The following is a 25,094-nucleotide window of genomic DNA, read 5'->3' as shown; positions in this document are numbered from 1 at the left end:
CTAGGTTAGATAAGTGGAGGGATATATGCCGGTTATCGGTTTAGAGGCGGGACGAAACCCTGCGCTGGTTATCTCCGAGGTGCAGAACACCATCACCAACCCCGCCTATAATGATTCGCCGCTCATCAGGCAGGCCGGGGCACGCGGAATTATCCCGAAGATCAACACGCTGGCCGAGGGTTTCCGCAAAGCGGGCATGCCGGTCGTCCATTGCACGATCAGCGCGCGCAGGGTCTTTGCCGGCTGGAACGACAATTGCCGGCTGGCCCACCGCATCCTGAAGGAGCGCATCAACGAGGACGGAACGGCCGCTGCGGCCATCCATGACGATATTGTGGTCGGCGAAACGGATATCGTCAGCGCGCGCCACCACGGCATGTCGCCCTTCACGGGGACATCGCTCGATGCGACGCTGCGCAGCTTCGGCATCGACACGGTGGTCTTCGCGGGCGTTTCGACCAATATCGCGCTGCCTGGCGGCTGCACCGAAGCGATCGGACTTGGCTATCAGGTCGTGCTGGCGGAAGATTGTACGGCTGGCGGGACGGCGGAAAGTCACCAGTTTCAGATCACCATGCATCTGCCTTTGCTCGCCACAATCACGGACAGCGCGTCGATCCTCGATGCTCCGGCGCTTAAAGGCTGAGCGAACCGTAGCTCAGCGAGACGCGCTCAGCGATTCGGTGCTGGCGGGTGGCGCGGAAAGCGCCACACGGCCGCCATCGACGATGATCGTCTGGCCGACGACATAGCTGCCCGCCGCGCTCGCGAGAAAGATCACGGCGCCCGCAATGTCCTCGGGCTCGCCTGGTCTTCTCAGCGGTATCGACGAGACGATCGCGCCGAGCGCTTCCTCCTGCTCGAAAATGGGACCGGACGTATAACTGCGGATGAAGCCCGGTGAGACGCAATTCACGCGGATGCCCTGCTTCACATATTCGTCCGCCAGGCTGCGCGTCATATGCGCCACGGCAGCTTTCGCCGCGCCATAGGAGAAGAGGTTGTAGCCCGGCGAGTGTCCGGCGATCGACCCGATCAGGATCAGGCTCCCCCGCGTTGTCGCGAGTGCGTCCCGAAACGCGTTGCAGAGCCGGAAATTGTGATGGACATTCGTGTTGAGGACGCGAGTGAATTGTTCCTCGGGCGTGTCTTCAGCCGGTCCGATAAAGGCGAGCGCGGCGGCGTTGGAGACGAGCAGGTCGACCTTGCCAAAAGCGGCGATGGCGTCTTTGGCGAAACGCTCGATATCGGCGCGATCGTCGAGATCGCATGTGGCATAACGGGCAACTTCCGATCCGGCGGCCTCGTTGATTTCCTCTACGGTCAGCTTGCAGTCGGCTTGGGTGCGGCTCGAGATCACGACCTTTGCGCCATGCGCAACCAACTGCTCGGCGATGCCGCGCCCGATGCCCTTGGTCGAGCCGGTTACGACCGCGATTATGCCGGAGAGATCGAACAGGCTCATTACCGCCTCCTAATTGCGTAGAATGAAACCGCCATCGACATTGAGCGACTGGCCGCTCATCCAGTCGCCGGCCGGCGAGCAGAGCAGCATCAGCGCCCCGACCAGCTCGTCGGGCTGGCCGCGCGGACGCAGGACGCAGCGCGATTCGACAGCTTTGACGAAGGGGCTGTCGGGTGGTGTGAGCGCGGCACCCGCATCCGACATGGTCATCCCGGGCGCGATCGCGTTCACGTTCACGTTCAACGGCCCGAGCTCGGTCGCCAGCGTTTGCGTCAAGCCGTGGAGCGCGATTTTCGACACCCCATAAGTGGTCTGGGCGGGCCATGCGCCGGCGGAAAGCTGATTGACGATCTTGCCGCCGCCGCGTTCCTTGAACAATGGCACAGCCGCCTTCGCGCAGATCAGCGCGCCCGTGACATTGACCTTCATCAGCTTCTCGAAATCGGCGACTTCGGTCTGGATCGCCGGCGTGCCGACCGCTTCGACCATCAGCGCGGCATTGTTGACGAGGATATCGAGGCCGCCAAAAGCCTCCTTGGTGGCTTCCATCATCGCAGCGACGCTGGCCTCGTCGGTGATGTCGACCTGCACCGCCTTTGCCGTTCCGCCATCGGCGTTGATGTCAGCGGCGACGCTTTCGGCTCCCTCGCCGTTGAGATCGGCAACGATCACGCTCGCTCCCGCCTTGGCGAGACCTTTGGCATAGGCGGCGCCGATCGAGTTGCCGCGCCCGCCCGCGCCGGTGACGATGGCGACCTTGCCCGTGAGGTCGAACTGCTGGTTCGGATCGAAAGTCATGCTTTGCTCCTCAACCGAAGATCGGCGCGCCAACGCCAACGGTGACGGTCTTGTAGTGGAGGAATTCGTCGATACCGGCTTTTCCGCCTTCCTTGCCGAAGCCGGAAATTCCCACGCCGCCGAACGGCGTGTGCGGGTTGATCTGGAACCCGCCATTCACATAGACGCCGCCGGCATTCAGCCGCTCGGACAGCCTGTGCACGCGCTGGATGTCGTTCGACTGGATATAGGCGGCGAGGCCGTATTCGCTGTTGTTGGCGATGGCGACGGCTTCGTCCTCGGTCTCGAACTTCATGACGACCACGGCGGGACCGAAAATCTCGACCTGCGAAATCTCGTGATCGGGATCGGCGTCCACGATGAGCGTCGGCTCAATGAAATTGCCGCTGGCGAGTTCGCCTTCGCACCTGCCCCCACCGAGCAGGAACTTGCCTGCATTGTCGGCCTTTGCGCGCTCGAACATGCCGAGGATGCGCTCGGTCGCCGCGCTGTTGATGACCGGACCGACCATGACCTCGGGGTCGAGCGGATCGCCGACCTTGAATTTCGCAATGATCGCCTCGAGCCTTGCGATGAAATCGTCATAGACATCGGCGTGGACGAGCTGTCGTGTCGGCAGAGCACAGCCCTGACCGGCAAGGCAGCCGACCGTCCAGAACACCGCGCGTTCGGCGGCGGCTTGGATATCGCAATCAGGGAAAACGAGGCTCGCCGATTTGCCGCCGAGCTCCATCACCGTCGGCTTGATCTCCTCGGCGCAAGCCTCGAGGATCTTGCGGGCGGTGATCGGTCCGCCGGTGAAGCTGATCTTACGGATCGCCTTGTGTCGCACGATCGCCTCGCCTGCCTCCGCAGTGCCGGGAAAGATCGAGAGCACCCCGTCAGGCACGCCGGCTTCCTTGCACAACCGTGCGAACATTTCGGGCGCAAAGGGGGTGATTTCCGCCGGTTTACAGATGACGCAATTGCCGGCGGCAAGCGCCGCGGCCACCTTCATGCCGAGCGAGATCAGCGGCCCGTTCCAGGTGATAATGATGCCGACAATGCCGATCGGCTCGGGCACGCTGTACGAAAATTCGCCGCGAGTATCGAAGGTGCTCATCAGCTCGCCGGTCAGCTTGTCGCACCAGCCGGCATAATAGCGCGTCCAGCCGACCGCGGTGTCAACGCCGCGCTCGCCAACCATCAGCGTCGTGCCCCCGTCGAGCGCAGCCATGCGTGCGAGTTCCGCCTTGTTCTCAACAAGCAGATCGGCGAGCCGATTGAGAATGGTACGGCGCTCTTCTGGCGAGGTGCGGCGCCACTCCTCGCGCACGGCCTCGGCCTTGGCCACCGCCTCGTTCACCTCGGCCGCTCCGGCCAGCGGGATTTCGGCCTGCACCGTCTGGCTGACCGGGTGCAGGTGTTCGTGCGTGCCGCCGGCACCGGATGTGCGGGCGTCATGGCCCAAATGCAGGTGGACGGTGGGCGTGTCGCTCTTTGCCGGTGCTTCGGCCTCTACGGTTGCCATCTTCAACTCTCCTGAGGGATGTTCAGTGTAATCGCGTCGTCTTCGCCAACCGGCATCACGGGACTCCACACTATTTCCCACGCATTGCCCTCGGGATCGGTAAAATATCCCGAGTACAGGCCGCCGTCCCGGTCACGGACCGCGCTGGTGATCGTTCCGCCGGCTTTTTCGACGCGGGCCATCTGCTCGTCGACGCTACGCTTGTCGTTGACGAATACCGCATAAATCGCTCGCGGCGTGGCGGCGACATCGATCCCGCTTTCGGATGCAAGATAGTTTCGGTCGAGAAAGACCATCAAAGCCGAGCCGACCTTGTACATGATCGAGGCGGGCATCTCGGGACCCCAGGGGTTCCACCCCAGGCCCTGCTCGTAAAAATCGCGTAAGGAGTCTAGATTGGACGCCGGCACCATGATCATATTCACGCGACAGTCCATCTCTATGCCTCCCAAGCCAGGTGTAGATGCTCGAGCGCCATGACCGAGCCGCCCCGACATGTCTCGTCGCCCTTTTCGATCTGCCGGAAGTGTCCGACGTTCGAGAACCAGGCGCGGTAGAAGATCGCCAGCTCCATCCGCGCCAGGTGGAGCCCGAGGCAGGTGTGGATGCCCGATCCGAAAGCGGCATGGCGATAGAATTGGCGGTCGACGGACACCTCTTCGGGTTCCGGGTTCAGCTTTTCATCCCAACCGACGAGCGGCAGCGGCGCGAGGATGGAATCGCCGGCTTTGAGTTGAACCCCGTCGAGTTCGACATCCTGCGTGATGTAGCGCGGCGTTGCGACGAAGGCGTAGCGGCGCAGCAATTCTTCCACGAGGTCAGGGATCACTTCCGGATCGTCGATCGCGCGCTGGCGCAGCTGCTCGTCATGCGCCAGGTGCCGCATGCCGAAGCTCATGGCGTTGGTCACCGTATCGAGGCCCGCCAGGAACATCAGAAAGCCGATCGACATGAGCTCGTCGAACGCCAGATCGCGGCCATCGACCTTGCTCGCTATGATCTGCGAGATCATGTCGTCCTTCGGCTCGGCCATGCGCTGCTGGATCAGTTCCGCCAGATGGCCGAGGATCGTCTGGCCTAGCTGGTTCCGTTCTTCGGGTGTCGCACGCGCGTTGAAAAAACTCACCACGAGATGGCGAAACTCCTCGAACTTTTCCATCGGAAATCCGAACAGTTCCATGAAAACGGCGACGGGGAGCCGCGAGGCGACAGCGCTGACGAATTCGCATTCGCCCTTGTCGATTACCTTGGCCAGCAGGTCGTCGGTCCAGTCGACGACACGCTGTTCGAGCGGGGCGATCGCCTTGGATTCGAAGAACGGCCGCAGCATCTGCCGATAAGGCCGGTGCTCGGGCGGATCGAGCATCTCGGGAATCATTTTGGGCTGGTCGGGATTGGGCGGGATCGAAAGGATCTGGCTGGAAAAAATCTCTGGGTGACGGACAACGTGATTGGCCAGCGGCCCCGTATTGCAGACCCAGTGACCGCCATTGGCATTGGTCCAGAACAGGGGCGGAGCCTCGCGCTTCAGCTCCCAATAACGCGCGTGGCAATCGGCCAGAAGGCCGGGATCGGCGATATAATCGAATTCGAAAACGGGCGCTCTCGCGCCGTCGTGCGACTCGTTCATCCTTCCTCTCCTCCGTTGACAGTTAAGTAAACCGTCGTTTACTTAACTGTCAACGGAGGAGAGAGGGCATGGCAACACGGATCGCGGAGAAAGGCCGGGATGCGGAGCGAACGGCGGCGGATATCCTGGCCGCCGCGCAGCACGTGTTTGCGATCCGCGGCTATGCCGATGCGAAAATCCGCGACATCACTGCCATGGCGGGGGCAAATCCGGCGCTAGTCAGCCGCTATTTCGGCGGCAAGCTGAAGCTTTATGCCGCCGCGTTGGATGCCGCGCTCGACGCCCGCCTCATCACTGATCTCGATCGCGCCACTTTCGGCGAAACCATCGTCGCGCGGTTCGTGGAGGATCGCACCGATCGTGTGCAGCCGCTTCCGATCATGATGTCGGGCGCTTCCGACACGGAAGCGCGCGAGGTGGCGAGGACGCTGCTTCACGACCGTATCTTCGCGCCGCTGAGCGACTGGTTCGGCGGGGAGGCGGCCATGTTGAAGGCCGCGCGCTTCATGATCGTCTCGACCGGCTTCTTCGCCTATCGCGACCAGCTGCCGCTCGACATGTTCGGCGGCCCCGTCGATTCGGCTTTGCGCGAATGGCTGGTCTCGGAGTTTCAGGCAATCGTCGACACACCCTAGAATATCAGGAGAGAAGACATGGGCGAATTCAGCGGAAAGACCGCAGTGGTCACCGGGGCATCGCGCGGGATCGGCGCGGAAACGGCGAAGCGGATTGCCGCCGAAGGCGCGCGCGTCGCCGTGCACTACGGCAACAGTCCGGACGCCGCGCGCGATGTGGTTGCAGCGATCGAGAGCGCGGGCGGCAGTGCGTTCGCGGTGCAGGCCGATCTTGCGGACTCCGCTGCGATCGTGCCGATGGTCGATGCAATCCGGGAGGGTTTCGGCAGTCGGCCGGTCGACTTCCTCGTCAACAACGCCGGGGTCGGCAGCGAATGGGGTAAGCACGGTTTCGGCAATGTTACGGCCGAGCATTTCGATGCACTGTTCCACGTCAATGTGCTCGCCCCCTTGCTCATCACACAGGCTTTGGCCGAGAATTTCGCCGAGGGGGGCAGGGTGGTGCTTTTGTCCTCGGTGTCCGGCCGTTCGGCGCAGCCGCGCTCTCCCGTCTATTCGGCATCGAAGGCGGCGGTAAACAGCCTCACGCCCATGCTGGCGCTGGCCCTCGCCAAACGCGGGGTTTCGGTCAATGCCATTGCCCCGGGCGCGGTCGACACCGAATTCTTGACCGGTATCCGAACCGTGCCGGGTTTCGAAGAAGCGGCGAAGAAAGCGTGCTGGTCGGGCCGTCTCGGCACGGTCGAGGATATTGCCGGCGCGATCATGATGTTGCTGCGCAACGAGTCCGGCTGGATCAACGGCCGCGTCATCGAAGCGACGGGCGGGCTCGCCTAGTCGCGGCGCGCCTTGTCGACGAAGAGGATCTGCTGTCCGCGTGCGTAGATTCCCTCCTCATCGGCGAACATGCTGCGCGCCAGTGCGTGGCCGTTGCCCGCCGTTTCCGTGATCGAATCCATCATCAACCATTCGCCGACCGGCATGCGCAGAAAGTGGATCCCGATGTCGAGATTGGGGAATGTCCAGTCCTTGCGCGGCAGGACGTTCCCCACGCCGACTCCGAAATCCGCGATAATGGCGGCGCGCGCCAAGGGGGGCATGTCCTCGCCCGCAATCAGGTCCACATTGTATTTCAGCCAGACGGTGCCCGGCCCCGTCTCCATCACCTTGCCGCGAACCGGGCGAACGTCGGGCACGCCGCCGAAAAAGCCCGGCATGAAGAACTCGCCGGGTTCGAGTGTATCGAAGCGGGGAAACGGATTGGGCTCGACAACGGGCATCGTGTCGCGCGTCGCGACGCAAAGGGCCGTGGCCCGCGCTCCGACCCGGTCACCCGCAAGCAATTCGGTTTCGACCATCGCAATGCGGCGCCCTTCGCGCAGCCACCGCGTCCGCGACTCGATCCGCCCGTGCGGCACTTCGCCCAATATGTCGACGGTGAAGCGGGCGACATGCTTGCCCGAACCGGCCACGGCCTCGTCGATCAGATGCCCAAGCAGACCGCCGATCGCGGCGCCGTTAATCGCGCTCGCTGACCAGGGACTGCGCGTCATGCCCGTCGGCTGGTAACTGTCCCCGTCGCGTTCGAAAAAAGCTGGCCTGTCGTTCATTCCCATCCCCGCTTATTGTCCGCGCATGGTCTTTTGCAGCAATGCGGTGCGTTGACCAGATATGTCACTTAGTTATACATGTCGAAAGACGAGGCCTGCGGCCGGGAGAGAAGACATGGACTTGAGCTACGGCGCCGAGAACGAGCGCTTTCGTCAGGAGGTTCGCGAGTTTCTCGAGCGCGAATGGAATCCGGCCGAACTCGATCGTGCCGCGATGAAGGACTATGTCGCCACCTTTCGGCAAAAGGCGACGGGCAAGGGGTATCTCTACCGCGCCATCCCCAAAGAATTCGGTGGGTCCGAGCAACCCATCGATGTCGTCAAGGCGCAGGTGATCCGCGAGGAATTCGCCCGCGCCCGTGCGCCGATGGAGGTCGGCGGAAACGGGATGAACATGGTCGTTCCCACGCTTCTGGAACGCGGGACGCAGGAACAGAAGGACGCCTTCATCCGCCAGACGATGTCGGGAGAATATGTCTGGGGACAGGGCTATTCGGAGCCCGGTTCGGGTTCCGATCTGGCGTCCGTGCGCACCAAGGCCGTGCTCGATGGCGACCAGTGGGTCATCAACGGGCAGAAGATCTGGACAAGCCAGGGAATGGACGCGACTCACATGTTCATGCTGGCGCGCACCGAACCCGGCGCGCCGAAACATGCCGGCATCACCTATCTCTTGCTCAGCCTCGATCATCCGGGCGTCACCAGGCGGCCGATCAAGCAGATTACGGGCGGCGCAACTTTTTGCGAATTCTTCTTCGAAGATGTGACGACGCCGGTCGCGTGGCAGGTCGGAGATCGCGGCGATGGGTGGAACGTCTCCAAGACGACTCTGAAGCACGAGCGGGCCGCGATCGGCAGCGCCGACGGGCTCGGCCATCAATTCGCACAATTGGTGAAGCTTGCGAAATCGGTCGAACGAAACGGCAGACCGGCGATCGAAGATCCGCTCGTTCGCGATGCGCTGGTGCGCGTCGAGGGTTGGGCGTTGGCGCATCGCTATTCCAGCTACCGCCTGTTCAGCAACGCCGCGGCTGGCGAGGAAACGCCGATGGTCGGCTTGATGATGAAATTGCTGCTGACCGAAATCGGTCATGATATTGCGCAGACGGCGCAGGACCTGATCGGCGATGAGGCGATGATCGAAGCCGCGCCGCCGGGTACGAAAGGGCGGGGCCCTGAAAAGTGGCTCGACCAGATCATGGGTTCGCTCGGCAATTCGATCGCCGGTGGCACGACGAACATCCAGCGCAACATCATCGGCGAGCGGGGTCTGGGGTTGCCGCGCGACCAGGCGATGGGAGCGTAGCCGATGCAGTTTCATCTGACCGAGGAACAGGGCGCCATCCAGGACGCGATCCGCGGCACGCTTGCCGACACGCTGCCCAGCGAAAGGCTGCACAAGTTCGTCGATGACGACGCCGAAGTGGATCGGGAAAGCTGGGACGCGCTGATGGCGCTCGGTCTCGGTGGATTGATGGTGCCCGAAGATCAGGGCGGAAGCGGCCTGGGACTGCTCGAGGCGGCGCTTTCGGTTGAAGTCGGCGGCGAAGGCGCGGCCACCGGTCCTTTGATCGGGCAGACGCTCGCCGGCCTTGCCATCGCCCAAGGAGGCGATGAAGACGCCAAGGCAAAATGGCTGCCGCGGCTTGCCGGCGGCGAGGCCATGGCCAGCCTGGCCTTTGGCGGCGACTGGCTGCCGGAAAGCTGGGACGTCAGCGAGAGCAATGGCAGGGTCAGCGGGCGCGTGCGTTTCGTCCAGGCCGCGAATTCGGCGGATGTCTTTCTGGTCGGACTTGACGGCGAACGGCTGGCGCTCGTCGCGGCCGGGGAGGGCGTTTCGGTCGAACCGCTCGACTCGCTCGATCGCACCCGGCGGCAATCGGCACTCGTTCTCGATAACGCGCCTGCGACGCTATTGGCCGCGAATACCGGACGGATCTTCGATGCCGCGCTCGTGCTGGCGGCGGCCGACGCGCTTGGCGGGGCGCAGCGGGCGCTGGACATGACGGTCGCCTATGCGAAGGAGCGCGAACAGTTCGGCCAGCCGATCGGCCAGTTCCAGGCTCTGAAGCATCAACTCGCACAGATGGCGCTCGAGGTGGAGCCGGCGCGCGCGCTCGTCTGGTATGCGGCTTATGCTTTCGATTCGGCACGCGACGACGCCAGGCGCGCGGCGGCGATCGCGAAGGCTCATCTTGCCGATCGTTTCGTGTCGATCGGCCGGGCTGCTGTCGCCGCGCATGGCGGCATCGGCTATACCTGGGAATACGACCTGTCGATCTGGTACCGCCGTTCGCTATTCAGCCGCGCCTTTCTTGGTAGCCCGTCCGTGCACAGGGAGCGTGCGGCGAAGCTCGCCGGCTGGTAGCGGCAAGGGTGGCGGACCGCCTTCTACTCGTTCCCGGTGTCCGGCGGATGCGGCCCGACGATCATTTCATGGTTCTTTCGGAGACCGATGCCTCGCCGATGCATGTGGGGGCGCTCCTGATTCTCGAAGTGCCGGAATCGGATAAGCCGTGCATCGCCGAAGCGTTTCGGCGACAGCTGAGCGAGCGGCTGCCCGGCACACCGCTACTGGCGAAACTGGTCGAAGCGCCGGACGGGTACGATTCGGACGTTTGGGTCGATATCGCCGCGGCCGATCTGGAAGCGCATGTCGTCCGGGAAGAAACAACGTTCGCCGACGATACGGCCCTTCATGCTGCGGTTGCGGAGCGCAACATGGAGCGGCTCGATCTTTCCCGGCCGCCGTTTCAGGCGCACGTCTATGACCGGCTCCTGGGCAGCCGCGCGGCCGTCTATTTCAAGATGCACCATAGCGTGGCAGACGGTATCGGTTTTCAGGAAATCCTTCGGCGCCTTAGCGACGAGGTTGCGCCGTGCGATATACGGAACGGCGATGCGATCCTTCCCGGCGGGGATGAATGGAAAGCGATGGCCGAGCGTCGCTTCGCCGAGGAAGAGAAGGTGCGCGCCGCGCAGGCGTCGAAGCGCAAGGAGGTGATCGAGCGGATCAAGGCCCTCCCGTCAAACCGCGCGGCGACACCCGAATTCGGCCTGTCCGGTCCGACCTCGGACCAGCGACGGTACACGACGATCAGCCTTTCGGTCGATGCCTTCAAGGCCGTTGCGAAAGCCCACGACGCGACCGTGAACGACCTGTTCCTCGCATGCGCGGGTGGCGCGCTTCGCCGCTATCTTGCCGACATCGGCGACTTGCCGGAAGCGCCGCTAGTGATCAATTCGGCGCGCAGCTACCGCCACCCCGAACATGGGCCGTTCGGTAATCGGATCGTCGCCCTCCATCCGCATATCGCCACGCACCTCGCCGAGCCGCTCGAGCGCCTTCGCGCCGTTCAAGAATCGATGGCCGTCGAACTGGGCCGGACCGATCTCGACGAGGCATTGCTCGATGCCTGGGAGAAGCCCTTTGGCGCTCGCGACCGGCGATCCGCTTTTGCTGATCGACTGGCCGGGGGCACGCGCGTCCTTCCCGGTAACCTGACGCTCTCCAATGTTCCCGGCCCCGCCACCGAACGAAGCTTCGCCGGTTATCGGCAGCTCCACAATTTTCCGGTTCCGATCATCGGTAGCGGACGGTTTCTCAATATCACCTCCCGGCGTAGCGGCGCCAATTTGGACATGGGCGTGATCGCCGATGCCGGGAAAGTCGCGGACGTCGAACCGATAGCCGCATGTTTCCGCGATGCCGTGGACGAGTATCGCCGTGCCGCGCATATTTCGGACTAGCGCGCACTCCCCTAACATACCGAAATTCGAAAGAGAGCCGGTCATCCATGTTCGATAATCTACGCCTGCCGTTGATGTGCGCCCCGATGTCGTTCGCGAGTTCGGTGCCGCTCGCCGTTGCCTGTTGCCGTGCGGGCGTTCTCGGCGGATGGCAGGGCGGCACGGTTACGCCGATCGACGAATTCGAACGCTATCTGGATGCGCTGGCCGAGATCGAGGGCGGCGCACCGCCGATCGTCAATCTCCCGGCTCGAATTGCGAGCGAAGCGACCGGAGCGGACAAGCTCGACCTGCTCGAACGGCACCGCGTGCCGCTCATCCTGTCGAGCATCGGCGATCCCTCGCTGCTCGTCGACCGGGTCCATGGCTGGGGCGGCAAGGTCATTCACGATGTGACGACGATGCGCCATGCCGAAAAGGCGCTTGCTGCCGGAGCGGACGGGCTCATGCTGACCTGCGCTGGGGCGGGCGGGCATACCGGGTTCGTCACCCCGTTCGCTTTCGTCCCCGCGATCCGCCGCATGTTCGACGGGCCGTTGATCGTCGCCGGGGGCATTGCCGACGGACATGGCATCGCGGCCGCGCTGGCGCTCGGTGCCGATATCGCCTGCATGGGTACTCGCTTCATAGCGACACCGGAATCGGGGGTCGTGGAAGGCCACAGGACTATGATTCCGGAAGCGGGAATCGACGAAATCGTCGTGTCGGCGGCGATGAACGGCGTTCCCGCCAACTGGATGAAACCGTCGATCGAAATGGTCGGATTAGACTATGCCGTTCTGCCGCAAAAACGGTCGCCGATGCCCGACGGCGTGACGCCGTGGCGCGACATCTGGAGCGCAGGGCAAAGCGTCGGCCTCATCGATGCCGTGACACCCGTCGCGGACCTTGTCGAACAGCTAGCGTCCGAATTCGAAGCCGCGGAAGCACGAGGCGACTGGCGAGGCAGACTGGAACGGCTCTAGCCCCCGTTCCTGTCCGCCCTCTGGCCCATCTCGATGACGATGCGGCCCGCCGCCTGTCCCGCATAGGCTTCGTCCATCGCTTCGGCGAAGCGCTCGATCGGATAGGTGCGGGCGATGTGTGGCTTGAGTTTCCCTGCAGCACAAAGCGCCGAGATCGCCTCGAGATTCGCCTGGACGACATCGGGAAACTTTTCGCCGAATTGTCTCACGTCGACGCCGATCAGATGGGCTCCCTTGAGCAGCGGCAGGTTGGTCGGCAATCGCGCGATGCCGCCGACGAACCCTATCACCAGATGGCGGCCGCCCCATGCCAGCGTGCGAAACGCGCGTTCGGTGGCATCCCCGCCGATCGGATCGACGACGATATCGGGCTTCCCACGGTCGCAGGCATGCGCGACCTGCTCGCGCCAATCCCCAGCCCCCGATTCGACGACGGCGTCGGCACCGCATCGGGCGGCGAGGTCGCGCTTTTCCGGTGTCGAGGCCGAGGCGATCACGAAGGCGCCAAGGGCTTTGGCAACCTGCACCGCGGCAATTCCGACGGCGCCGCCCGCCCCGAGAACCAGCACGGTCTCATCCCGCTCAAGCCGTCCCTGCTGGACAAGGGCGTGATAGGCGGTGGCATAGGACACGCGAAAACATGCCGCTTCCGCGAAACTCAGCCCCTTCGGAATCGGATGAGCGAGTTTGGCGGGAATAACGGCGGCTTCGGCAAATGCCGTTCCGAAAGCGGAGGCAAAAATGGGATCGCCTGGTGCGCAATCGGTCACACCCTCGCCGATCGAATCGACTATCCCGGCGAATTCGCTTCCGGGAATGAACGGCGTGGGCGGCTTCAACTGATATTCGCCTCGCGAGACCAGCACATCGACATAGGAAATCCCCGCCGCGCGGACGGCGAGCCGGATCTGGCCGGGGCCGGGAATGCCGGGGTCGCGAGGCAGAAGGCGATAATGGGCGATCGGACCGAGCTTGTCGCCGATCACGGCGCGGGGCATGTTCTTTTGATCCGACTGCATGAGGATTTCCCTACTATCGGCACTGCCCCGAAATGAAATGCACAAAGGCGGGTCAACCGGATTGACCTCACATGAGCAGATATATAACTAGGTTATATAGGACAGAGGGCTTGCTTGATATGGCTATCGAGACGCGCCTTACGAGAATGCTCGAAATCGAGCGTCCGATCGTACAGGGCGGAATGCAGAGCGTGGGTGTCGCCGAACTGGCGGCGGCTGTCTCCAATGCGGGCGGGCTTGGAATCATTACCGGTCTGACGCAGCCTTCGCCCGAAGCCTTGCAGGCGGAGATCGAACGCTGCCGCACAATGACCGACAAGCCGTTCGGGGTGAATCTGACCGTTTTTCCGACGATGCGTTCGCCCGACTATGGCGCCTATGCGCGCGCCATTGTCGACAGCGGGGTTCGTATCGTCGAGACGGCGGGAACGTCGGCGGTCGCCGAGGTCTGGGAGATCTTCAAGGCGGGTGGCTGCCGGATCATCCACAAATGCACTTCGGTCCGGCATTCGCTTTCGGCCGAAAGAAAGGGCGTCGATGCGATTTCGATCGACGGCTTTGAATGCGCCGGCCATCCCGGCGAGGACGATATTCCGGGCCTCGTGCTGATCCCGGCGGCGGCCGATCAGGTGAAAATTCCGCTGGTCGCCTCGGGCGGCATCGGCGACGGGCGCGGCCTGGTGGCGGCGCTGTCGCTGGGAGCCGAGGGGGCCAATATGGGCACCCGTTTTTGCGCGACGAAAGAGGCGCCGATCCACGACAATGTGAAGGCCAGATATGTCGAGAATGACGAGCGCGGGACGCATCTGATTTTCCGGCAGTTCCGCAACACGGCGCGGGTCGGCAAGTCGGAGGTGTCGGACAGGGTCGCCGAAATCCTCAAAAATCCCGATGCCGAATTCGGCGATGTCGCCGAGCTGGTGAGCGGTGTGAAGGGAAAGGAACTGCTCGACAGCGGCGATCTGAGCCAGGGCGTATTCTGGGCGAGCATGGTTCAAGGCCTGATCCACGATATCCCGAGCGTTCAGGAATTGATGGACCGGATCATGGAAGAGGCCGAGACGATCATCCGCGAGAAGCTGGCCAGGATGGCCGGAGCAAATTGAAAAATCGAGACTAGGGGAAGAGGGAATGAAGTTCGATCAAGGTCTGGCGGCAGTGGTGACCGGCGCGGCGTCGGGCTTGGGCAAGGCGAGTGCCGAGGCGCTGGCCGGTGCCGGGTTCAAGGTCGCGGTGTTCGATGTGAACGAGGAGGGTGGCAAGGCAACCGCTGATGGCATCGGCGGGACGTTTCACCTTGTCGATATCACCGACGAGGATTCTGTCGTGGCCGGCTTTGAAGCGGCTCGTGCCGCGAACGGGCAGGAGCGCGTCCTCGTGCATTGCGCCCAGATATCGAAGAACGGCAAGACGGTGGGCTACGACAAGGCGATCGGCGGCTATAAGCGGTTGTCGAGCGAGGACTATGCGTTCTCGACCCAGGGCATCCTCGTCGCCAGCTACCGCATGGCCTCGATCGCGGCGCTCGGCATGGCGGAGGCCGATCCGCTGAACGAGGACGGAGAGCGCGGGTGCATCATCCTGACAAGTTCGGCCGCCGCGCAGGACGGCCAGATCGGACAGGTCGCATATGGAAGCTGCAAGGCCGGGGTGAACGGGCTCGTCCTGCCGATGGCGCGGGATTTGATGTCGCTCGGCATCCGCGTCAATTCGATCATGCCCGGCATTTTCGCGACGCCGCCCATGCTGGGCGTGAAGGACCGCGCACCCGAAGTATGGGAAGGGCTGAATGCATCGGTGCCGTTCCCGAAGCGGCTGGGTCATCCCGAGGAATTCGGCAGCCTCGTGTTGGAGCTCGCCCGCAATACCTATTTCAACGGTCAGGCGCTGCGGCTCGACGGTGCGATCCGGATGCCGCCGAAATAGCATCATGCAGTTCGAACGCTCCGAAGAACAACAGCTATTGGCCGAACAGGTCGGGCGATTGCTCGCCGAGCGTTCGTCGCCCGACCGGCTTCGCGAACTGATCGATGCCGGTAGCGAATGGGACGAACCCCTGTGGCGCGAATTGGCCGAAATGGGGATTCTCGGCGCCGCGCTGCCGGAAGCGCATGGCGGTCTTTCTATGGGCGCATCCGATCTCGGCGTCATATCCGAGGAACTGGGGCGGGCGAACGCTGCGCTGCCCTTCGCCTCCTCGATCGTTCTCGCCGCCGAGGCGATCAGGCTTTTCGGCACCCCGGAGCAGCAAGCAAAATGGCTGCCGGGCATTGCGACTGGTCAGACGGTCGCCTGTTTCGCCTATGCCGAGGGGAATGACGAGTTCGATCCGTCGCGCATCGCCACACGCTTTGCCGACGGTGCGCTTATGGGCTCGAAAAGCCCCGTGGCGGATGCGGGAATTGCATCGCTTGCGGTTATTCTCGCCAAGGATGCGGACGACAAGCCGGTCTTGGTCGTGGCCGACCTCGCCGATATCGAAAAGGAACGGCTCAAAAGTTTCGACGAGCTTCGCGCGCATTATTCGCTGCAACTCGATGGCGTTCCGGCAGAGAAGCTTTCGAGGGCCGGATCGCGCCTGGATTGGCGATCGCTTTTTGATCGCGCGGCTGTCCAGGCCGCCTATGAAGGGGTGGGTGGCGCCGAGGCCTGCCTGAACATGGCACGCGACTATGCGATGGAGCGTTTCATCTTCGCCCGTCCGTTGGCGAGCTATCAGTCGATCAAGCACAAGCTGGCCGATATCCGCATGCGCATCGAACTGGCGCGATCGTCGGCCGAATTCGCCGGATGGACAGCGGATCACGATGCGTCGGCCCTGCCACACGCCGCGGCGAGTGCGCGGCTTGCCGCCATCGCAGCGTTCGAGCCGGCCGCGCGTGAAAACCTGCAGGTGCACGGTGGGATTGGCTATACCTTCGAAGCCAATTGCCACTTCTATTACCGCCGTGAACGGACGCTTTCGCTTTCGCTCGGAGGCCGTGAATTCTGGGCCGATCGACTCGTCGAAACACGCCCGCGCGGCACGAGCGAACTCGAGTCGGTGGAACCCGGCGCGCACGACAACCCCGAAGATGCCGCCTGGCGCGAGGAAGTTCGGGCATGGCTGGCGGCCAATGCGCCCGAATTCGAATTTGCGCGGGGCGAGAAGATCGAAGATGCACGGCATGCCGAAGTTGCCCGGCGCTGGCAGCGCAGGCTCCACGAAGGCGGCTATGCCGGCCTGCTCCTTCCGAAGGAGGTCGGCGGGCGCGGTGCCAGCCTCGTCGAGGGGTTGATCTTCGTCGAGGAGGAATCGCAGTACAACGTCCCGCGCGGGCCCTTCACCAAGATCGGTCTCAACATGGCGTTGCCGGTCATTCTCAAACACGGCACCGACGCGCAGAAGGCACAGTTTACCGAACCGACGCTGAAGGGCGAGACGACCTGGTGCCAGCTCTTTTCAGAGCCTGCGGCTGGATCGGACCTGGCGGGGCTGCGCACCAAGGCGGTCAGGGACGGCGACGAATGGGTCGTCAACGGCCAGAAGGTCTGGTCGAGCTGGGCCCATCTGACCGACTGGGCCATCCTGATCGCGCGGACCGATTCGAGCGTGCCCAAGCACAAGGGGCTTACCTTCTTCCTGCTCGACATGAAAACGCCGGGCGTCGAAACACGACCGATCCGCCAGATCTCCGGCGAGCATGATTTCAACGAAACCTTCCTGACCGATGTACGCATTCCGGACGAATATCGCGTCGGCGAGGTTGGTGAAGGCTGGGCCTGCGCAATGACCGTGCTGATGGGCGAACGGCTGGGTTCGGGAGGGAATTCGGGCGATGGAGGCATCGGTAAGCTGATCGATCTCGCCAGTGGCCTGAAGCGCGGCAACGGCACGGCGCTTGATGACCGCTATATCCGCACGCGGCTCGGCGAATTTCTTGCCGAAGAGGAAGCCGAAATTCAGTTCCAGGCGAAGCTGCGCGGCATGGTCGCGCGCGGGGACAATCCCGGGGCGCTGGCGAGCGTGGTCAAGCTCGCCTCCTCGTCGCGTCTACAGAACAGTTCCGGTTTCGCCATGGAAATGCGGGGAGCGGGAGGCATTGCGCACGATCCAGCGGATGCCGAATCCTCGCGCATCTGGGACGATTATATCTGGTCTACGGCGCTTCGTATCGCCGGTGGGGCTGACGAAGTGTTGCGTAACCAGATTTCGGAGCGCGTCCTCGGCATGCCGGGAGAAATCCGGGCGGACAAGGACGTCCCGTTCGATCAGATCAAGCAGGGTTAGTTTCATGTCATATATTTCCGAAACGCTTTCCACTGTGCTCGCCGTCGATCCCGACGCCGACGTCCTCGACTATCAGGATACATGGTACAGCTGGGCTCAGCTCGCGGGGTCGATCGCGGCCATATCCGGCCTGCTCGACGAGCTCGGCCTGGGGCGGGATTCGCGGATCGGCATCATGGTCCGTAATCGCCCTGATGCCGCCGCGGCGATCCTTGCGGCGGCTGCGCGCGATTGCTGCATCGTTACGATCAACCCGATGATGCCGAAGGAAAAGCTTAATCCTGACCTCGAACGACTTGAGGTCCCGGTAGTCATCGGAGAGCCGGACGATTTTGACCGTGACGGCGTACTCGATGTTCTCAAAAAAGCGGGCTCGGCGATCATCGAAACCGAGCCGTTTCTACAAGGCGCGCATTTCCGCGACGGGTTCGACACGATCACGGGAGAGAGTATTCGGACGACGGAGCCGGGCACGATTATCGAAATGCTGACCTCGGGTACGACCGGCACGCCGAAACGCATTCCGATCAAGCGTGACTCCTTCGTCAGCGCGATCACCGGCGCGCTGGCATATGAGAAAGGGCGTTCTGCCGACGATAAGCCGCGCCTGCGTAGCGGGACAGAGCTGTTGAGCAATCCGCTGGCCCATATCGGCGGCATGTATTTCATCCTCACCGGGATTCTTTCGGGCCGGAAGCTGTGCATCCAGGATCGTTTTACCGTCGAGGGCTGGCACCACGCGATTGTGCGCCACCGGCCGAAGATTGCAGGCGCCGTCCCCGCCGCGCTCCGCATGATCCTTGAAGCGGACATCCCGAAAGAGGATCTCGAAAGCCTCGTCGCCCTGCGTTCAGGCACGGCGCCGCTCGACCCGGAAATCGTCGATGAATTTCTGCGGCGCTATGACCTGCCCGTGATGGGAACTTACGGCGCGACAGAGTTTGCGGGCGCGGTTTCGATGTGGCGGTTGCGCGAATTCCGCGAATTATGGGACAGCAAGCGCGGGAGCGTCGGGACGTTGACGCCCGGTGTCGAAGGTCGCGTCGTCGATCCGGAATCGGGGGCAGAGCTACCGGCGGGCGACGAAGGCGTGTTGGAACTCAAGGCCGGGCAGATCGGAGATGGCAAGAGCTGGGTCCGGACCACCGATCGGGCGATCCTCGACGAGGACGGCTATCTGTTCATCAAGGGCCGCGCGGACAATGCAATCATTCGCGGGGGGTTCAAGGTTCACCCGGACGATGTGGTCGAGATCCTTCACAAGCATCCGGCCGTACGCGAGGCGGTCGTGGTCGGTATCCCCGACAAGCGGCTGGGTTCAGTTCCAGTGGCTGTGCTGATGTTGAAGGACGGTGCCGACGAGCCCGAAATCGACGAGCTCAAGACCTTTGTGAAGGAGCGTGCCCTTCCCTATCAAGTACCGGTCCAATTCAAGTTCGCCGACGATGTTCCGCGCACGCCGTCGTTGAAACCGGCCCTTCCGCTCGTTCGCGAGATGTTTCTCGACGAAGCGGCGTGAACCGGGACGAGCGCATCGTCGCGGCGCAGGGTATCCTCAACTTTCGCGATTATGGCGGTTATCCCGCGATGGGCGGGAGCCGACTGAAACGCGGCATCCTATTCCGTTCGGCACAGCACAAAAATGCAACCGACCGGGATCTTTGCCTGCTTCCCGACAACGATATTCGCACCGTTATCGATTTGCGTGGCGATGGCGAACGGACCGATCATCCCTGTCGCAGGCACAGTGAATTTACCGGCAGGGTCGTCTTCGTGCCGGGCGAGACCGTCAACCCGGCGAAAAGCGACGGTGCATTGGACAGCGCCGAGGCGGCGATGGTCCGCATGCGGCGGTCTTATGCTGAAATGCCGTTTCGTCCGCTGCTCAAGCGGGCATTCGCGCTCTACTTCAAATCGCTGGTCGAAGAAGAAGGCGGATCCCTCGTCCATTGTCTGGCCGGCAAGGACCGAACGGGGATGGCGGTCGCGCTCTTTCATCACATCCTCGGCGTCCATCCCGACGATGCGATTGCCGACTATTTGCTGACCAATGACGTCGCTCCCGTCGATCAACGGATCGAATCGGGTGCGGACGTGATACGGGCGCGCAACGGGCCATCTGTGCCTATAGAGGCGATACGCGTCCTGATGACGGCCGATGCCAGCTATCTCAGTGCCGCATTCAACGCGATTGTCGAGCGGCACGGCACTGTCGATACCTATATGGAGACCGAACTGGGCGTCGGTCCCGAAGCGCGGGTCGCGCTTTCGGAGAAATATCTGGCGTAGCGCGGGTATCGGTTAGCCAAGGATTTCCTTGCTGCGATACTCGGCCGTTTCCGTTTCGGAAAAACCCATCTGGGTCATGATCTCGTCGCTATGTTGGCCGATGGCGGGGCAGCAACGCTCGATCGCCATCGGCGTCTCGCCGAAATTCCAGAAGGCGCCCGGCTGCTCTACGATCCCGTAAAGCGGTTGCGGCAAGGCGGAGACGAGTCCGAGCTCGCGGTGGACCGGGTTGTCGAAGAAGCGGTTGAGCGCATCGTCGTACAGCACGGCGTCGCATGGCACACTTGCGGCATCGAGCGCGGCCAGAAGCTCGTCCGCCGTCATCGCCTTGGCTTGGTCTTCGAAACGGCTCTCGTCTTCTCCCAAGACCGAACGCAGACCCGCGCGTGCAGCATCGCTATGCGCGGCCACCGCTACCCAATCGCTGTGCGTCTCGAATATGCGATGATAGGGGGAAAATCCGGTTTGAGAGCTGTTCAGCGCGCACGTCTCCGTCAGCGAACCGTCTTCACGCAAAAGCCTTTCACCCTGGGTGAAGGCAGCGACGCCCAACAGCGATGCCTGTGTGCCATGCGCCTTGCCGCCGGCCCTTTTGGCGTAGAGCGATGCCATAATGCCGACGAGGCAGCTTTGTGCCGATGTGACATCCATCGTGCCGGGCCGGTTGAAGACAGGCGGGTTTCCTTCGCCCGCATTCTCGAATTCCCAGCCGGCAATGGCGTTGAATATCGAATCATATCCCGGCCAGTTCGCCCGCTCCCCGCGCTGCCCATAGGCACTGACATAGGAATAGACGATGTCGGGATTGATCTTGCGCAGGGCCTCTTCGGTGATGCCGAGTTTCTCGGCCGCCTTGGGCCGCATATTGTGATGCACGACGTCGGCCCATTTGACGAGGCGCTCCAATATCGGCCGGGATTCAGTTTTGGTCAGGTCCAATGCAATCGAACGCTTCGATCGTGCCGCTGCCTGATAATAGCGATGCATGAACCGGATCCGGTCCCCGGTCAGCGCCTCCAGCTTGATGACGTCGGCGCCCATGTCGCCCATCATCGAGGGGCCCATCGGGCCGGCGAGGAACATGCCCATGTCGAGCACCTTGACGCCGGCAAGCGGATGGGCCGGCGCGCCATTGTCGCCGACCGGCGCGGCTGTTGCCGGCCAAGGCGCATCGCCGCCTTCCCCCAGGCGTGGGGCAGAGTGGCCCGTTTTCAGCTCGGCATCGGTATGGATCGGCAGATTGGGCTGCGTCGTGCGGCCGAATTCCGGGTCGTCGATCTCGATCGCATAGCCGTTGGCGAGCACATCGGAATGACGCAGAACCTCGCCCATCGGCTGCGCCGGCTCCACCGCGATGTCGGCGGCGCGCAGATCGGTTTCCCACCGTTCGATCGGTCGGCGCTTGAATGCTTCGATCAGGCCTTCGGGCGTATCGATATCGACGCCTTCGGCCATGACCTCCCACATTGTCGGCATGGTCGCGAACTCGAATTGCCGTGTCGGATCCATGATCTGGAGCCAATCGCCGCCCTGACACTCGAACAGCTGCTGCGCCGTTGCGGTCGGCTGGTCCTTCGGCTTGATTTCGGGGTTGGGCATCGGCCCTTCGCTGTTGCGCGCCCAGACGAGCGGCAGCTTGGCCATGAAGCCCTGGAAGATCGACGTATGCGCGCCGCCGCCCCGGCCCGACTGGAGGCGCATGATCAGCCTCGCCATGATCCCGGCAAAGGCGAGGTGTGCCGCCGACCAGCTGCCCATCCGGTAACGCCAGACGATCGGTCCAGGCCTGTGCCCATCATTCTCGTAAAGCACGCCCAGCCGCGCTGCGACGAGCAATTCATCGTCCGACCGCTCGACATCGGGGTGATTTCGCGGCGAGCCGGTGATGCCGCAGACGACGAGACGGGGATTGGCTTCGCTGAGCGATGCATCGTCGAGACCGAGTGCTTCTGCCTTGGCAGGCGAGAATTGGTGCACGAGCACATCGGCATCGGCCAGCCGCTGTTTCAGAGTGGCGATGCCGTCCTCGGTCTTCAGATCGAGCGCAAGGCTTCGCTTGCCGCGGTTCCAGTTCGCGAAACTCGCCATCCCCCGGCTTGGATCGCCACCGGGCGGCTCAACCTTGAGGACATCGGCGCCGAACTCGCTCAGCATCAGCCCGGTGACCTGGCCGGCCATGCCGTTGGCGATCTCGACGATCCGCAGGCCGTTCAGCATCGTGCCGCGCTCAAGCTGGCCTGAAGACGGGCAGCACCCAATCGTCCTTGATCGGGTTCCAGTCGACGGCGACCTTCATGCCGATCTCGACATCGTCGGCATCGCATCCGCCGAGATTGCTGACCAAGTGCGCACCGTCCGTGCCGTCGAGCTCGACCACGACCGGAACATAGACATAGTCCTCGCCGTTCTTGGGATTCCTGGTGCAGATCGCGAAGCTGAACACGGTGCCCGTGCCCGGCAGTTCGGGCCACGACTTGTTCGAGGACTGGCATTCCGGGCAATAGGGGGAGGGCGGCATGCGAAAATGGCCGCAATCGGCGCATTGGCACGCGGTCAATGTGCGCGCCTTCGCCTTTTCCCAAAAGGGTTCGGTATCCGGATTGGTGGTGATCGCGATCTGGTCTCCCGGCAAGGCGTTGGCGGGGCCGTAGCTGATGTTCCGATTGTCCGTCATCTCTATGCCCTCCTCAGGATCAGGCCCGAAACCGGGAGCGATGCGGGGCCGCCCGTGCTCAATGCGAATTCGCAATCCTCGATCTGATTGATCGCCGTACCGCGAATCTGTTCGACCGCCTCGGCGACATGTGTCAGGCCGATGATATACGCCTCGTTGAGGTTGCCGCCATGGGTGTTGACCGGAACGGCGCCCTCGACTGTGTCGCGATTTGCATATCGGATCGCGCCGGAGAGCACATAGTCATTGCCCTCGCCCTTTTCGCAGAAGCCGTAATCCTCGAGCTGCATCAGGACCATGCAAGAAAAATGGTCGTAAATCTGCGCGCAGCTCATGTCTTTTGCGGTTAGGCCGGTCTGCTCCCATAGCCGGTCGGCGACGAATTTGTGGCCGGACGACGCGAAATCGGGGTCCTGCATGCCCATCCAGGCGAAGGCGCGGCCCCAGTTGCGCGTGCCGCCATGCGCTGCGCCATGGATCAGGGCAGGGGGGTGTTTGCAATCTTTCGCCCGTTCGGTCGTCGTCGTGATGAAGGCGACAGCGCCATCGGTTTCGAGACAGAAATCGAGCCGGCAGAGCGGATCGGCGAGCATCGGCTGCGACCAGTATTCCTCGTCTTCGAGCGGCTTGTTGCGGATGGCCTTGGGCCGGTTCAGCGCATGCTCGCGCGTCGCCTGGACGATCTCCTTGAAGGCCTCCCGCCGCGTTCCATAGAGGTGCATGTGGCGCCTCGCGAGTACGGACATCAGGTAGCCGGGTCCGACAAGACCGGATGGTTGGAGAAAGCTGTTTTCCGGGTTGGGCGCCGCGGCGCCGACGACGACACCGAGGCGATGCTGCGGCAATTGCTGGAGCGCCATGACGGTGACGCAATATTTGCAGTCCTCGTTCATCAGGCCGGCCGTGGCCAGCCCAGCGGCACCCGACGCGCCGCCGCCGCCGCTGGTCAGCGTCGCGGAAAATCCGACATGCGGGATGCCGAGCGTTTCCATCAGGCTCGCCGTATCGAATTTGTCGAGATAGCCGGCGCCGGCGGTCGAATAATAGGCGAAACCGTCGACGTCCTTGATCGAGATGCCCGCGTCTGCGCAGGCTTTAAGGATCGCTTCGCCTGCCATGTCGTTGATCGTGCGCGGCCAGCTCTTGCCGCGCAAATAATAATCGGTCGCGCCGATGCCGACGATTGCCGTCTTGTCCTGATGCGCCCAGCCCATAGCGTTCCTCTCATATCCCGGCTTCACTCTGATAGACAATCAGGTGCCTAATTAGGTCACTAACCTAGTTAGATATGTGCCGCAAGGCTCAGGCGAAGTGCAGGCGGCGATATTTGCCGCGGAAATACAGCAGCGGATCGCGTCTTGGTTCGAACCGGACGCGATCGACTCTGCCGATCAGGATCACATGGTCGCCGCCATCGTGCATCGCATATTTCCGGCACTCGAAACTGGCCAGCGACCGCTTGATGATCGGTACGCCGGTCGACCAGGTTTCACAGTCGGTTTCGGCGAACCGGTCCTCGCCCTTCATGGCAAACCGGTTCGAAACCGGCTGCTGGCCGATATGAAGGACATTGACCGCGAAATGTTCCGTCTCTTCGAAGACCGAGAGGCTGGATGCGGTTTTGGCAAGGCAGACAAGTAGCAGTTCAGGGTCGAGCGAAACGGAAGTAAAACTGTTGGCAGTCAGCCCGACGGGGGTGCCTGCATCGTCGACGGCCGTTACTACCGTCACGCCGGTGGCGAAGCAGCCAAGGGCGTCGCGAAGCGTGCGGCTGTCCGAGCCCGCCTGATATTCGGGCGGATCGCGGGGTATCCGCCGTTCCAGAAATTCCAGCAGCACCGCGTTGAACGCGTCGGCTTGATCGATGGCGACGAGGTGACCGGCATTTTCGATTTCGACGGCCTCGGCTTCGGCAATGCTTGCGGTAAGCTCTTGTACGGATTCGCGCGTCGAAAGTTCGCTGTTCGCGCCGCGGATCACGAGCGTGGGCAGCTTCAGCGCGACGGCAGCTTTGGCTAGCCGCTCCTCGACCGCTGGCAGGTTCATCCCCGCAACCGAACGGGGATCGAAGCCGATGTCGTCGCTCGTTTCGGCATATCTCCTCAAAGTTGCGCCGACCTGCCTGGCCTTGTCAGGCTCCATGTGCGGCGGCGAATCGACGAGGACCAGGCCGCTCGCGAGGTCGGGGCCGCCCTCGCCGAGCACCGTCATGGCGATCCAGCCTCCCAGAGAGGCGCCGACAATGACGGGGCGCGAGGACAATTGGGCGAGGATCGCCGAGAGGTCTCCGACATAGGCATCGAGATCGTAGCGGCCGTCTTCGGGGCGGGCGCTACCGCCATGGCCGCGCAAATCGACGCTGACGACATAGCGGCCCGTGGCCGCCAATGATTCTGCCGCAGCCCGCCATGTTTCTCTCGACTGACCGGCACTGGGGATGAGCAGCACGCAAGGGTCGTCTTCCTGACCGTAGATGTCAGCGGCAAGGCTCAGCCCGCCAAAACCTTCGAATGTTCGTTGCGGCATCGGCGCCTCCGGT

Annotated in this window: 23 protein-coding genes; 12 read left to right on the top strand and 11 right to left on the bottom strand. The window is 63.0% G+C overall.

Annotated features, from left to right (window positions below):
- Positions 1-25 precede the first annotated feature (25 nt).
- Positions 26-646, top strand: coding sequence for a cysteine hydrolase (locus Q0139_RS14335; protein ID WP_298023526.1), 621 nt, complete (start codon positions 26-28; stop codon positions 644-646).
- A 12-nt stretch (positions 647-658) separates the two neighbouring features.
- Here the strand turns inward: Q0139_RS14335 and Q0139_RS14330 are convergent, their stop codons facing one another.
- The 5 genes from Q0139_RS14330 to Q0139_RS14310 are packed head-to-tail and all read right to left on the bottom strand — an operon-like array spanning position 659 to position 5,403.
- Positions 659-1,465 (bottom strand): SDR family NAD(P)-dependent oxidoreductase, encoded by an 807-nt coding sequence (locus tag Q0139_RS14330; RefSeq protein ID WP_298023523.1) that lies wholly within the window; start codon positions 1,463-1,465, stop codon positions 659-661.
- Positions 1,466-1,474: 9 nt separating this feature from the next.
- Positions 1,475-2,263 (bottom strand): SDR family oxidoreductase, encoded by a 789-nt coding sequence (locus tag Q0139_RS14325; RefSeq protein WP_298023520.1) that lies wholly within the window; start codon positions 2,261-2,263, stop codon positions 1,475-1,477.
- A 10-nt stretch (positions 2,264-2,273) separates the two neighbouring features.
- Positions 2,274-3,773 carry an aldehyde dehydrogenase family protein gene (locus Q0139_RS14320; RefSeq protein WP_298023517.1) on the bottom strand — a complete coding sequence of 500 codons (1,500 nt, stop codon included), beginning with the start codon at positions 3,771-3,773 and terminating at the stop codon, positions 2,274-2,276.
- Between the two features lie 2 nt (positions 3,774-3,775).
- Positions 3,776-4,192, bottom strand: a complete 417-nt coding sequence (locus Q0139_RS14315; protein WP_298023629.1) for a VOC family protein — start codon at positions 4,190-4,192, stop codon at positions 3,776-3,778.
- Between the two features lie 20 nt (positions 4,193-4,212).
- Positions 4,213-5,403: a cytochrome P450 gene (locus Q0139_RS14310; RefSeq protein ID WP_298023514.1), complete on the bottom strand. Its 1,191-nt coding sequence runs from the start codon at positions 5,401-5,403 to the stop codon at positions 4,213-4,215.
- A gap of 68 nt (positions 5,404-5,471) precedes the next feature.
- On the opposite strand from Q0139_RS14310, the gene Q0139_RS14305 reads away from it, so the two are divergent.
- Positions 5,472-6,038: a TetR family transcriptional regulator gene (locus Q0139_RS14305; protein WP_298023511.1), complete on the top strand. Its 567-nt coding sequence runs from the start codon at positions 5,472-5,474 to the stop codon at positions 6,036-6,038.
- Between the two features lie 18 nt (positions 6,039-6,056).
- The gene (locus Q0139_RS14300; RefSeq protein ID WP_298023508.1) at positions 6,057-6,815 is read left to right on the top strand and encodes an SDR family oxidoreductase; all 759 of its coding nucleotides are present in this window, start codon (positions 6,057-6,059) and stop codon (positions 6,813-6,815) included.
- On the opposite strand, the gene Q0139_RS14295 is transcribed toward Q0139_RS14300, so the two are convergent.
- Positions 6,812-7,588 carry a thioesterase family protein gene (locus tag Q0139_RS14295; RefSeq protein ID WP_298023505.1) on the bottom strand — a complete coding sequence of 259 codons (777 nt, stop codon included), beginning with the start codon at positions 7,586-7,588 and terminating at the stop codon, positions 6,812-6,814. The two genes, Q0139_RS14300 and Q0139_RS14295, sit on opposite strands and share 4 nt — an antisense overlap.
- Positions 7,589-7,703: 115 nt before the next feature.
- On the opposite strand from Q0139_RS14295, the gene Q0139_RS14290 reads away from it, so the two are divergent.
- Genes Q0139_RS14290 through Q0139_RS14275 form a run of 4 tightly spaced genes read left to right on the top strand, consistent with a single transcriptional unit; the run spans position 7,704 to position 12,303 of the window.
- Positions 7,704-8,894 (top strand): acyl-CoA dehydrogenase family protein, encoded by a 1,191-nt coding sequence (locus tag Q0139_RS14290; protein WP_298023502.1) that lies wholly within the window; start codon positions 7,704-7,706, stop codon positions 8,892-8,894.
- Positions 8,895-8,897: 3 nt separating this feature from the next.
- The gene (locus Q0139_RS14285; RefSeq protein ID WP_298023499.1) at positions 8,898-9,956 is read left to right on the top strand and encodes an acyl-CoA dehydrogenase family protein; all 1,059 of its coding nucleotides are present in this window, start codon (positions 8,898-8,900) and stop codon (positions 9,954-9,956) included.
- A gap of 8 nt (positions 9,957-9,964) precedes the next feature.
- A complete protein-coding gene (locus Q0139_RS14280; RefSeq protein WP_298023496.1) occupies positions 9,965-11,338 on the top strand; it encodes a wax ester/triacylglycerol synthase domain-containing protein in 1,374 nt (457 codons plus the stop codon).
- 47 nt (positions 11,339-11,385) lie between these two features.
- The gene (locus tag Q0139_RS14275; RefSeq protein WP_298023493.1) at positions 11,386-12,303 is read left to right on the top strand and encodes a nitronate monooxygenase; all 918 of its coding nucleotides are present in this window, start codon (positions 11,386-11,388) and stop codon (positions 12,301-12,303) included.
- Here the strand turns inward: Q0139_RS14275 and Q0139_RS14270 are convergent.
- The gene (locus Q0139_RS14270) at positions 12,300-13,322 is read right to left on the bottom strand and encodes an NADPH:quinone oxidoreductase family protein (RefSeq protein ID WP_298023490.1); all 1,023 of its coding nucleotides are present in this window, start codon (positions 13,320-13,322) and stop codon (positions 12,300-12,302) included. The two genes, Q0139_RS14275 and Q0139_RS14270, sit on opposite strands and share 4 nt — an antisense overlap.
- A gap of 119 nt (positions 13,323-13,441) precedes the next feature.
- On the opposite strand from Q0139_RS14270, the gene Q0139_RS14265 reads away from it, so the two are divergent.
- The 5 genes from Q0139_RS14265 to Q0139_RS14245 are packed head-to-tail and all read left to right on the top strand — an operon-like array spanning position 13,442 to position 19,881.
- Complete coding sequence (locus tag Q0139_RS14265; RefSeq protein ID WP_298023487.1) at positions 13,442-14,428, top strand: nitronate monooxygenase family protein; 987 nt, start codon at positions 13,442-13,444, stop codon at positions 14,426-14,428.
- 25 nt (positions 14,429-14,453) lie between these two features.
- The gene (locus tag Q0139_RS14260) at positions 14,454-15,248 is read left to right on the top strand and encodes an SDR family oxidoreductase (RefSeq protein ID WP_298023484.1); all 795 of its coding nucleotides are present in this window, start codon (positions 14,454-14,456) and stop codon (positions 15,246-15,248) included.
- Positions 15,249-15,252: 4 nt separating this feature from the next.
- Positions 15,253-17,592 carry an acyl-CoA dehydrogenase gene (locus tag Q0139_RS14255; RefSeq protein ID WP_298023482.1) on the top strand — a complete coding sequence of 780 codons (2,340 nt, stop codon included), beginning with the start codon at positions 15,253-15,255 and terminating at the stop codon, positions 17,590-17,592.
- A gap of 4 nt (positions 17,593-17,596) precedes the next feature.
- Entirely contained in the window at positions 17,597-19,111 is a 1,515-nt protein-coding gene (locus tag Q0139_RS14250; RefSeq protein WP_298023478.1) for a class I adenylate-forming enzyme family protein, read from the top strand.
- The gene (locus Q0139_RS14245) at positions 19,108-19,881 is read left to right on the top strand and encodes a tyrosine-protein phosphatase (protein WP_298023475.1); all 774 of its coding nucleotides are present in this window, start codon (positions 19,108-19,110) and stop codon (positions 19,879-19,881) included. The genes Q0139_RS14250 and Q0139_RS14245 overlap by 4 nt, the downstream gene beginning before the upstream one ends.
- 12 nt (positions 19,882-19,893) lie before the next feature.
- Here the strand turns inward: Q0139_RS14245 and Q0139_RS14240 are convergent, their stop codons facing one another.
- The 4 genes from Q0139_RS14240 to Q0139_RS14225 form a co-directional block, all read right to left on the bottom strand.
- Positions 19,894-22,098 carry a CoA transferase gene (locus Q0139_RS14240; protein WP_298023472.1) on the bottom strand — a complete coding sequence of 735 codons (2,205 nt, stop codon included), beginning with the start codon at positions 22,096-22,098 and terminating at the stop codon, positions 19,894-19,896.
- Between the two features lie 10 nt (positions 22,099-22,108).
- Entirely contained in the window at positions 22,109-22,555 is a 447-nt protein-coding gene (locus Q0139_RS14235) for an OB-fold domain-containing protein (RefSeq protein WP_298023469.1), read from the bottom strand.
- 2 nt (positions 22,556-22,557) lie between these two features.
- Entirely contained in the window at positions 22,558-23,769 is a 1,212-nt protein-coding gene (locus tag Q0139_RS14230) for a thiolase (RefSeq protein ID WP_298023466.1), read from the bottom strand.
- 88 nt (positions 23,770-23,857) lie between these two features.
- Positions 23,858-25,081: an alpha/beta fold hydrolase gene (locus tag Q0139_RS14225; RefSeq protein WP_298023463.1), complete on the bottom strand. Its 1,224-nt coding sequence runs from the start codon at positions 25,079-25,081 to the stop codon at positions 23,858-23,860.
- Positions 25,082-25,094 lie beyond the last annotated feature (13 nt).

This window comes from uncultured Parasphingopyxis sp. (assembly GCF_937129435.1).
Classification (GTDB): domain Bacteria; phylum Pseudomonadota; class Alphaproteobacteria; order Sphingomonadales; family Sphingomonadaceae; genus Parasphingopyxis.
This window is presented reverse-complemented; position numbering and strand designations above follow the sequence as displayed.

What these genes read in the sequence shown, in the direction of transcription:
- Q0139_RS14335 (WP_298023526.1), top strand. Translation starts at nt 26, where the DNA reads ATGCCGGTTATCGGTTTAGAGGCGGGACGAAACCCTGCGCTGGTTATC.
- Q0139_RS14315 (WP_298023629.1), bottom strand. Translation starts at nt 4,192, where the DNA reads ATGATCATGGTGCCGGCGTCCAATCTAGACTCCTTACGCGATTTTTAC.
- Q0139_RS14240 (WP_298023472.1), bottom strand. Translation starts at nt 22,098, where the DNA reads ATGCTGAACGGCCTGCGGATCGTCGAGATCGCCAACGGCATGGCCGGC.
- Q0139_RS14225 (WP_298023463.1), bottom strand. Translation starts at nt 25,081, where the DNA reads ATGCCGCAACGAACATTCGAAGGTTTTGGCGGGCTGAGCCTTGCCGCT.
- Q0139_RS14275 (WP_298023493.1), top strand. Translation starts at nt 11,386, where the DNA reads ATGTTCGATAATCTACGCCTGCCGTTGATGTGCGCCCCGATGTCGTTC.
- Q0139_RS14310 (WP_298023514.1), bottom strand. Translation starts at nt 5,403, where the DNA reads ATGAACGAGTCGCACGACGGCGCGAGAGCGCCCGTTTTCGAATTCGAT.
- Q0139_RS14285 (WP_298023499.1), top strand. Translation starts at nt 8,898, where the DNA reads ATGCAGTTTCATCTGACCGAGGAACAGGGCGCCATCCAGGACGCGATC.
- Q0139_RS14270 (WP_298023490.1), bottom strand. Translation starts at nt 13,322, where the DNA reads ATGCAGTCGGATCAAAAGAACATGCCCCGCGCCGTGATCGGCGACAAG.
- Q0139_RS14250 (WP_298023478.1), top strand. Translation starts at nt 17,597, where the DNA reads ATGTCATATATTTCCGAAACGCTTTCCACTGTGCTCGCCGTCGATCCC.
- Q0139_RS14320 (WP_298023517.1), bottom strand. Translation starts at nt 3,773, where the DNA reads ATGGCAACCGTAGAGGCCGAAGCACCGGCAAAGAGCGACACGCCCACC.
- Q0139_RS14255 (WP_298023482.1), top strand. Translation starts at nt 15,253, where the DNA reads ATGCAGTTCGAACGCTCCGAAGAACAACAGCTATTGGCCGAACAGGTC.
- Q0139_RS14300 (WP_298023508.1), top strand. Translation starts at nt 6,057, where the DNA reads ATGGGCGAATTCAGCGGAAAGACCGCAGTGGTCACCGGGGCATCGCGC.
- Q0139_RS14260 (WP_298023484.1), top strand. Translation starts at nt 14,454, where the DNA reads ATGAAGTTCGATCAAGGTCTGGCGGCAGTGGTGACCGGCGCGGCGTCG.
- Q0139_RS14295 (WP_298023505.1), bottom strand. Translation starts at nt 7,588, where the DNA reads ATGAACGACAGGCCAGCTTTTTTCGAACGCGACGGGGACAGTTACCAG.
- Q0139_RS14290 (WP_298023502.1), top strand. Translation starts at nt 7,704, where the DNA reads ATGGACTTGAGCTACGGCGCCGAGAACGAGCGCTTTCGTCAGGAGGTT.
- Q0139_RS14265 (WP_298023487.1), top strand. Translation starts at nt 13,442, where the DNA reads ATGGCTATCGAGACGCGCCTTACGAGAATGCTCGAAATCGAGCGTCCG.
- Q0139_RS14330 (WP_298023523.1), bottom strand. Translation starts at nt 1,465, where the DNA reads ATGAGCCTGTTCGATCTCTCCGGCATAATCGCGGTCGTAACCGGCTCG.
- Q0139_RS14325 (WP_298023520.1), bottom strand. Translation starts at nt 2,263, where the DNA reads ATGACTTTCGATCCGAACCAGCAGTTCGACCTCACGGGCAAGGTCGCC.
- Q0139_RS14305 (WP_298023511.1), top strand. Translation starts at nt 5,472, where the DNA reads ATGGCAACACGGATCGCGGAGAAAGGCCGGGATGCGGAGCGAACGGCG.
- Q0139_RS14235 (WP_298023469.1), bottom strand. Translation starts at nt 22,555, where the DNA reads ATGACGGACAATCGGAACATCAGCTACGGCCCCGCCAACGCCTTGCCG.
- Q0139_RS14230 (WP_298023466.1), bottom strand. Translation starts at nt 23,769, where the DNA reads ATGGGCTGGGCGCATCAGGACAAGACGGCAATCGTCGGCATCGGCGCG.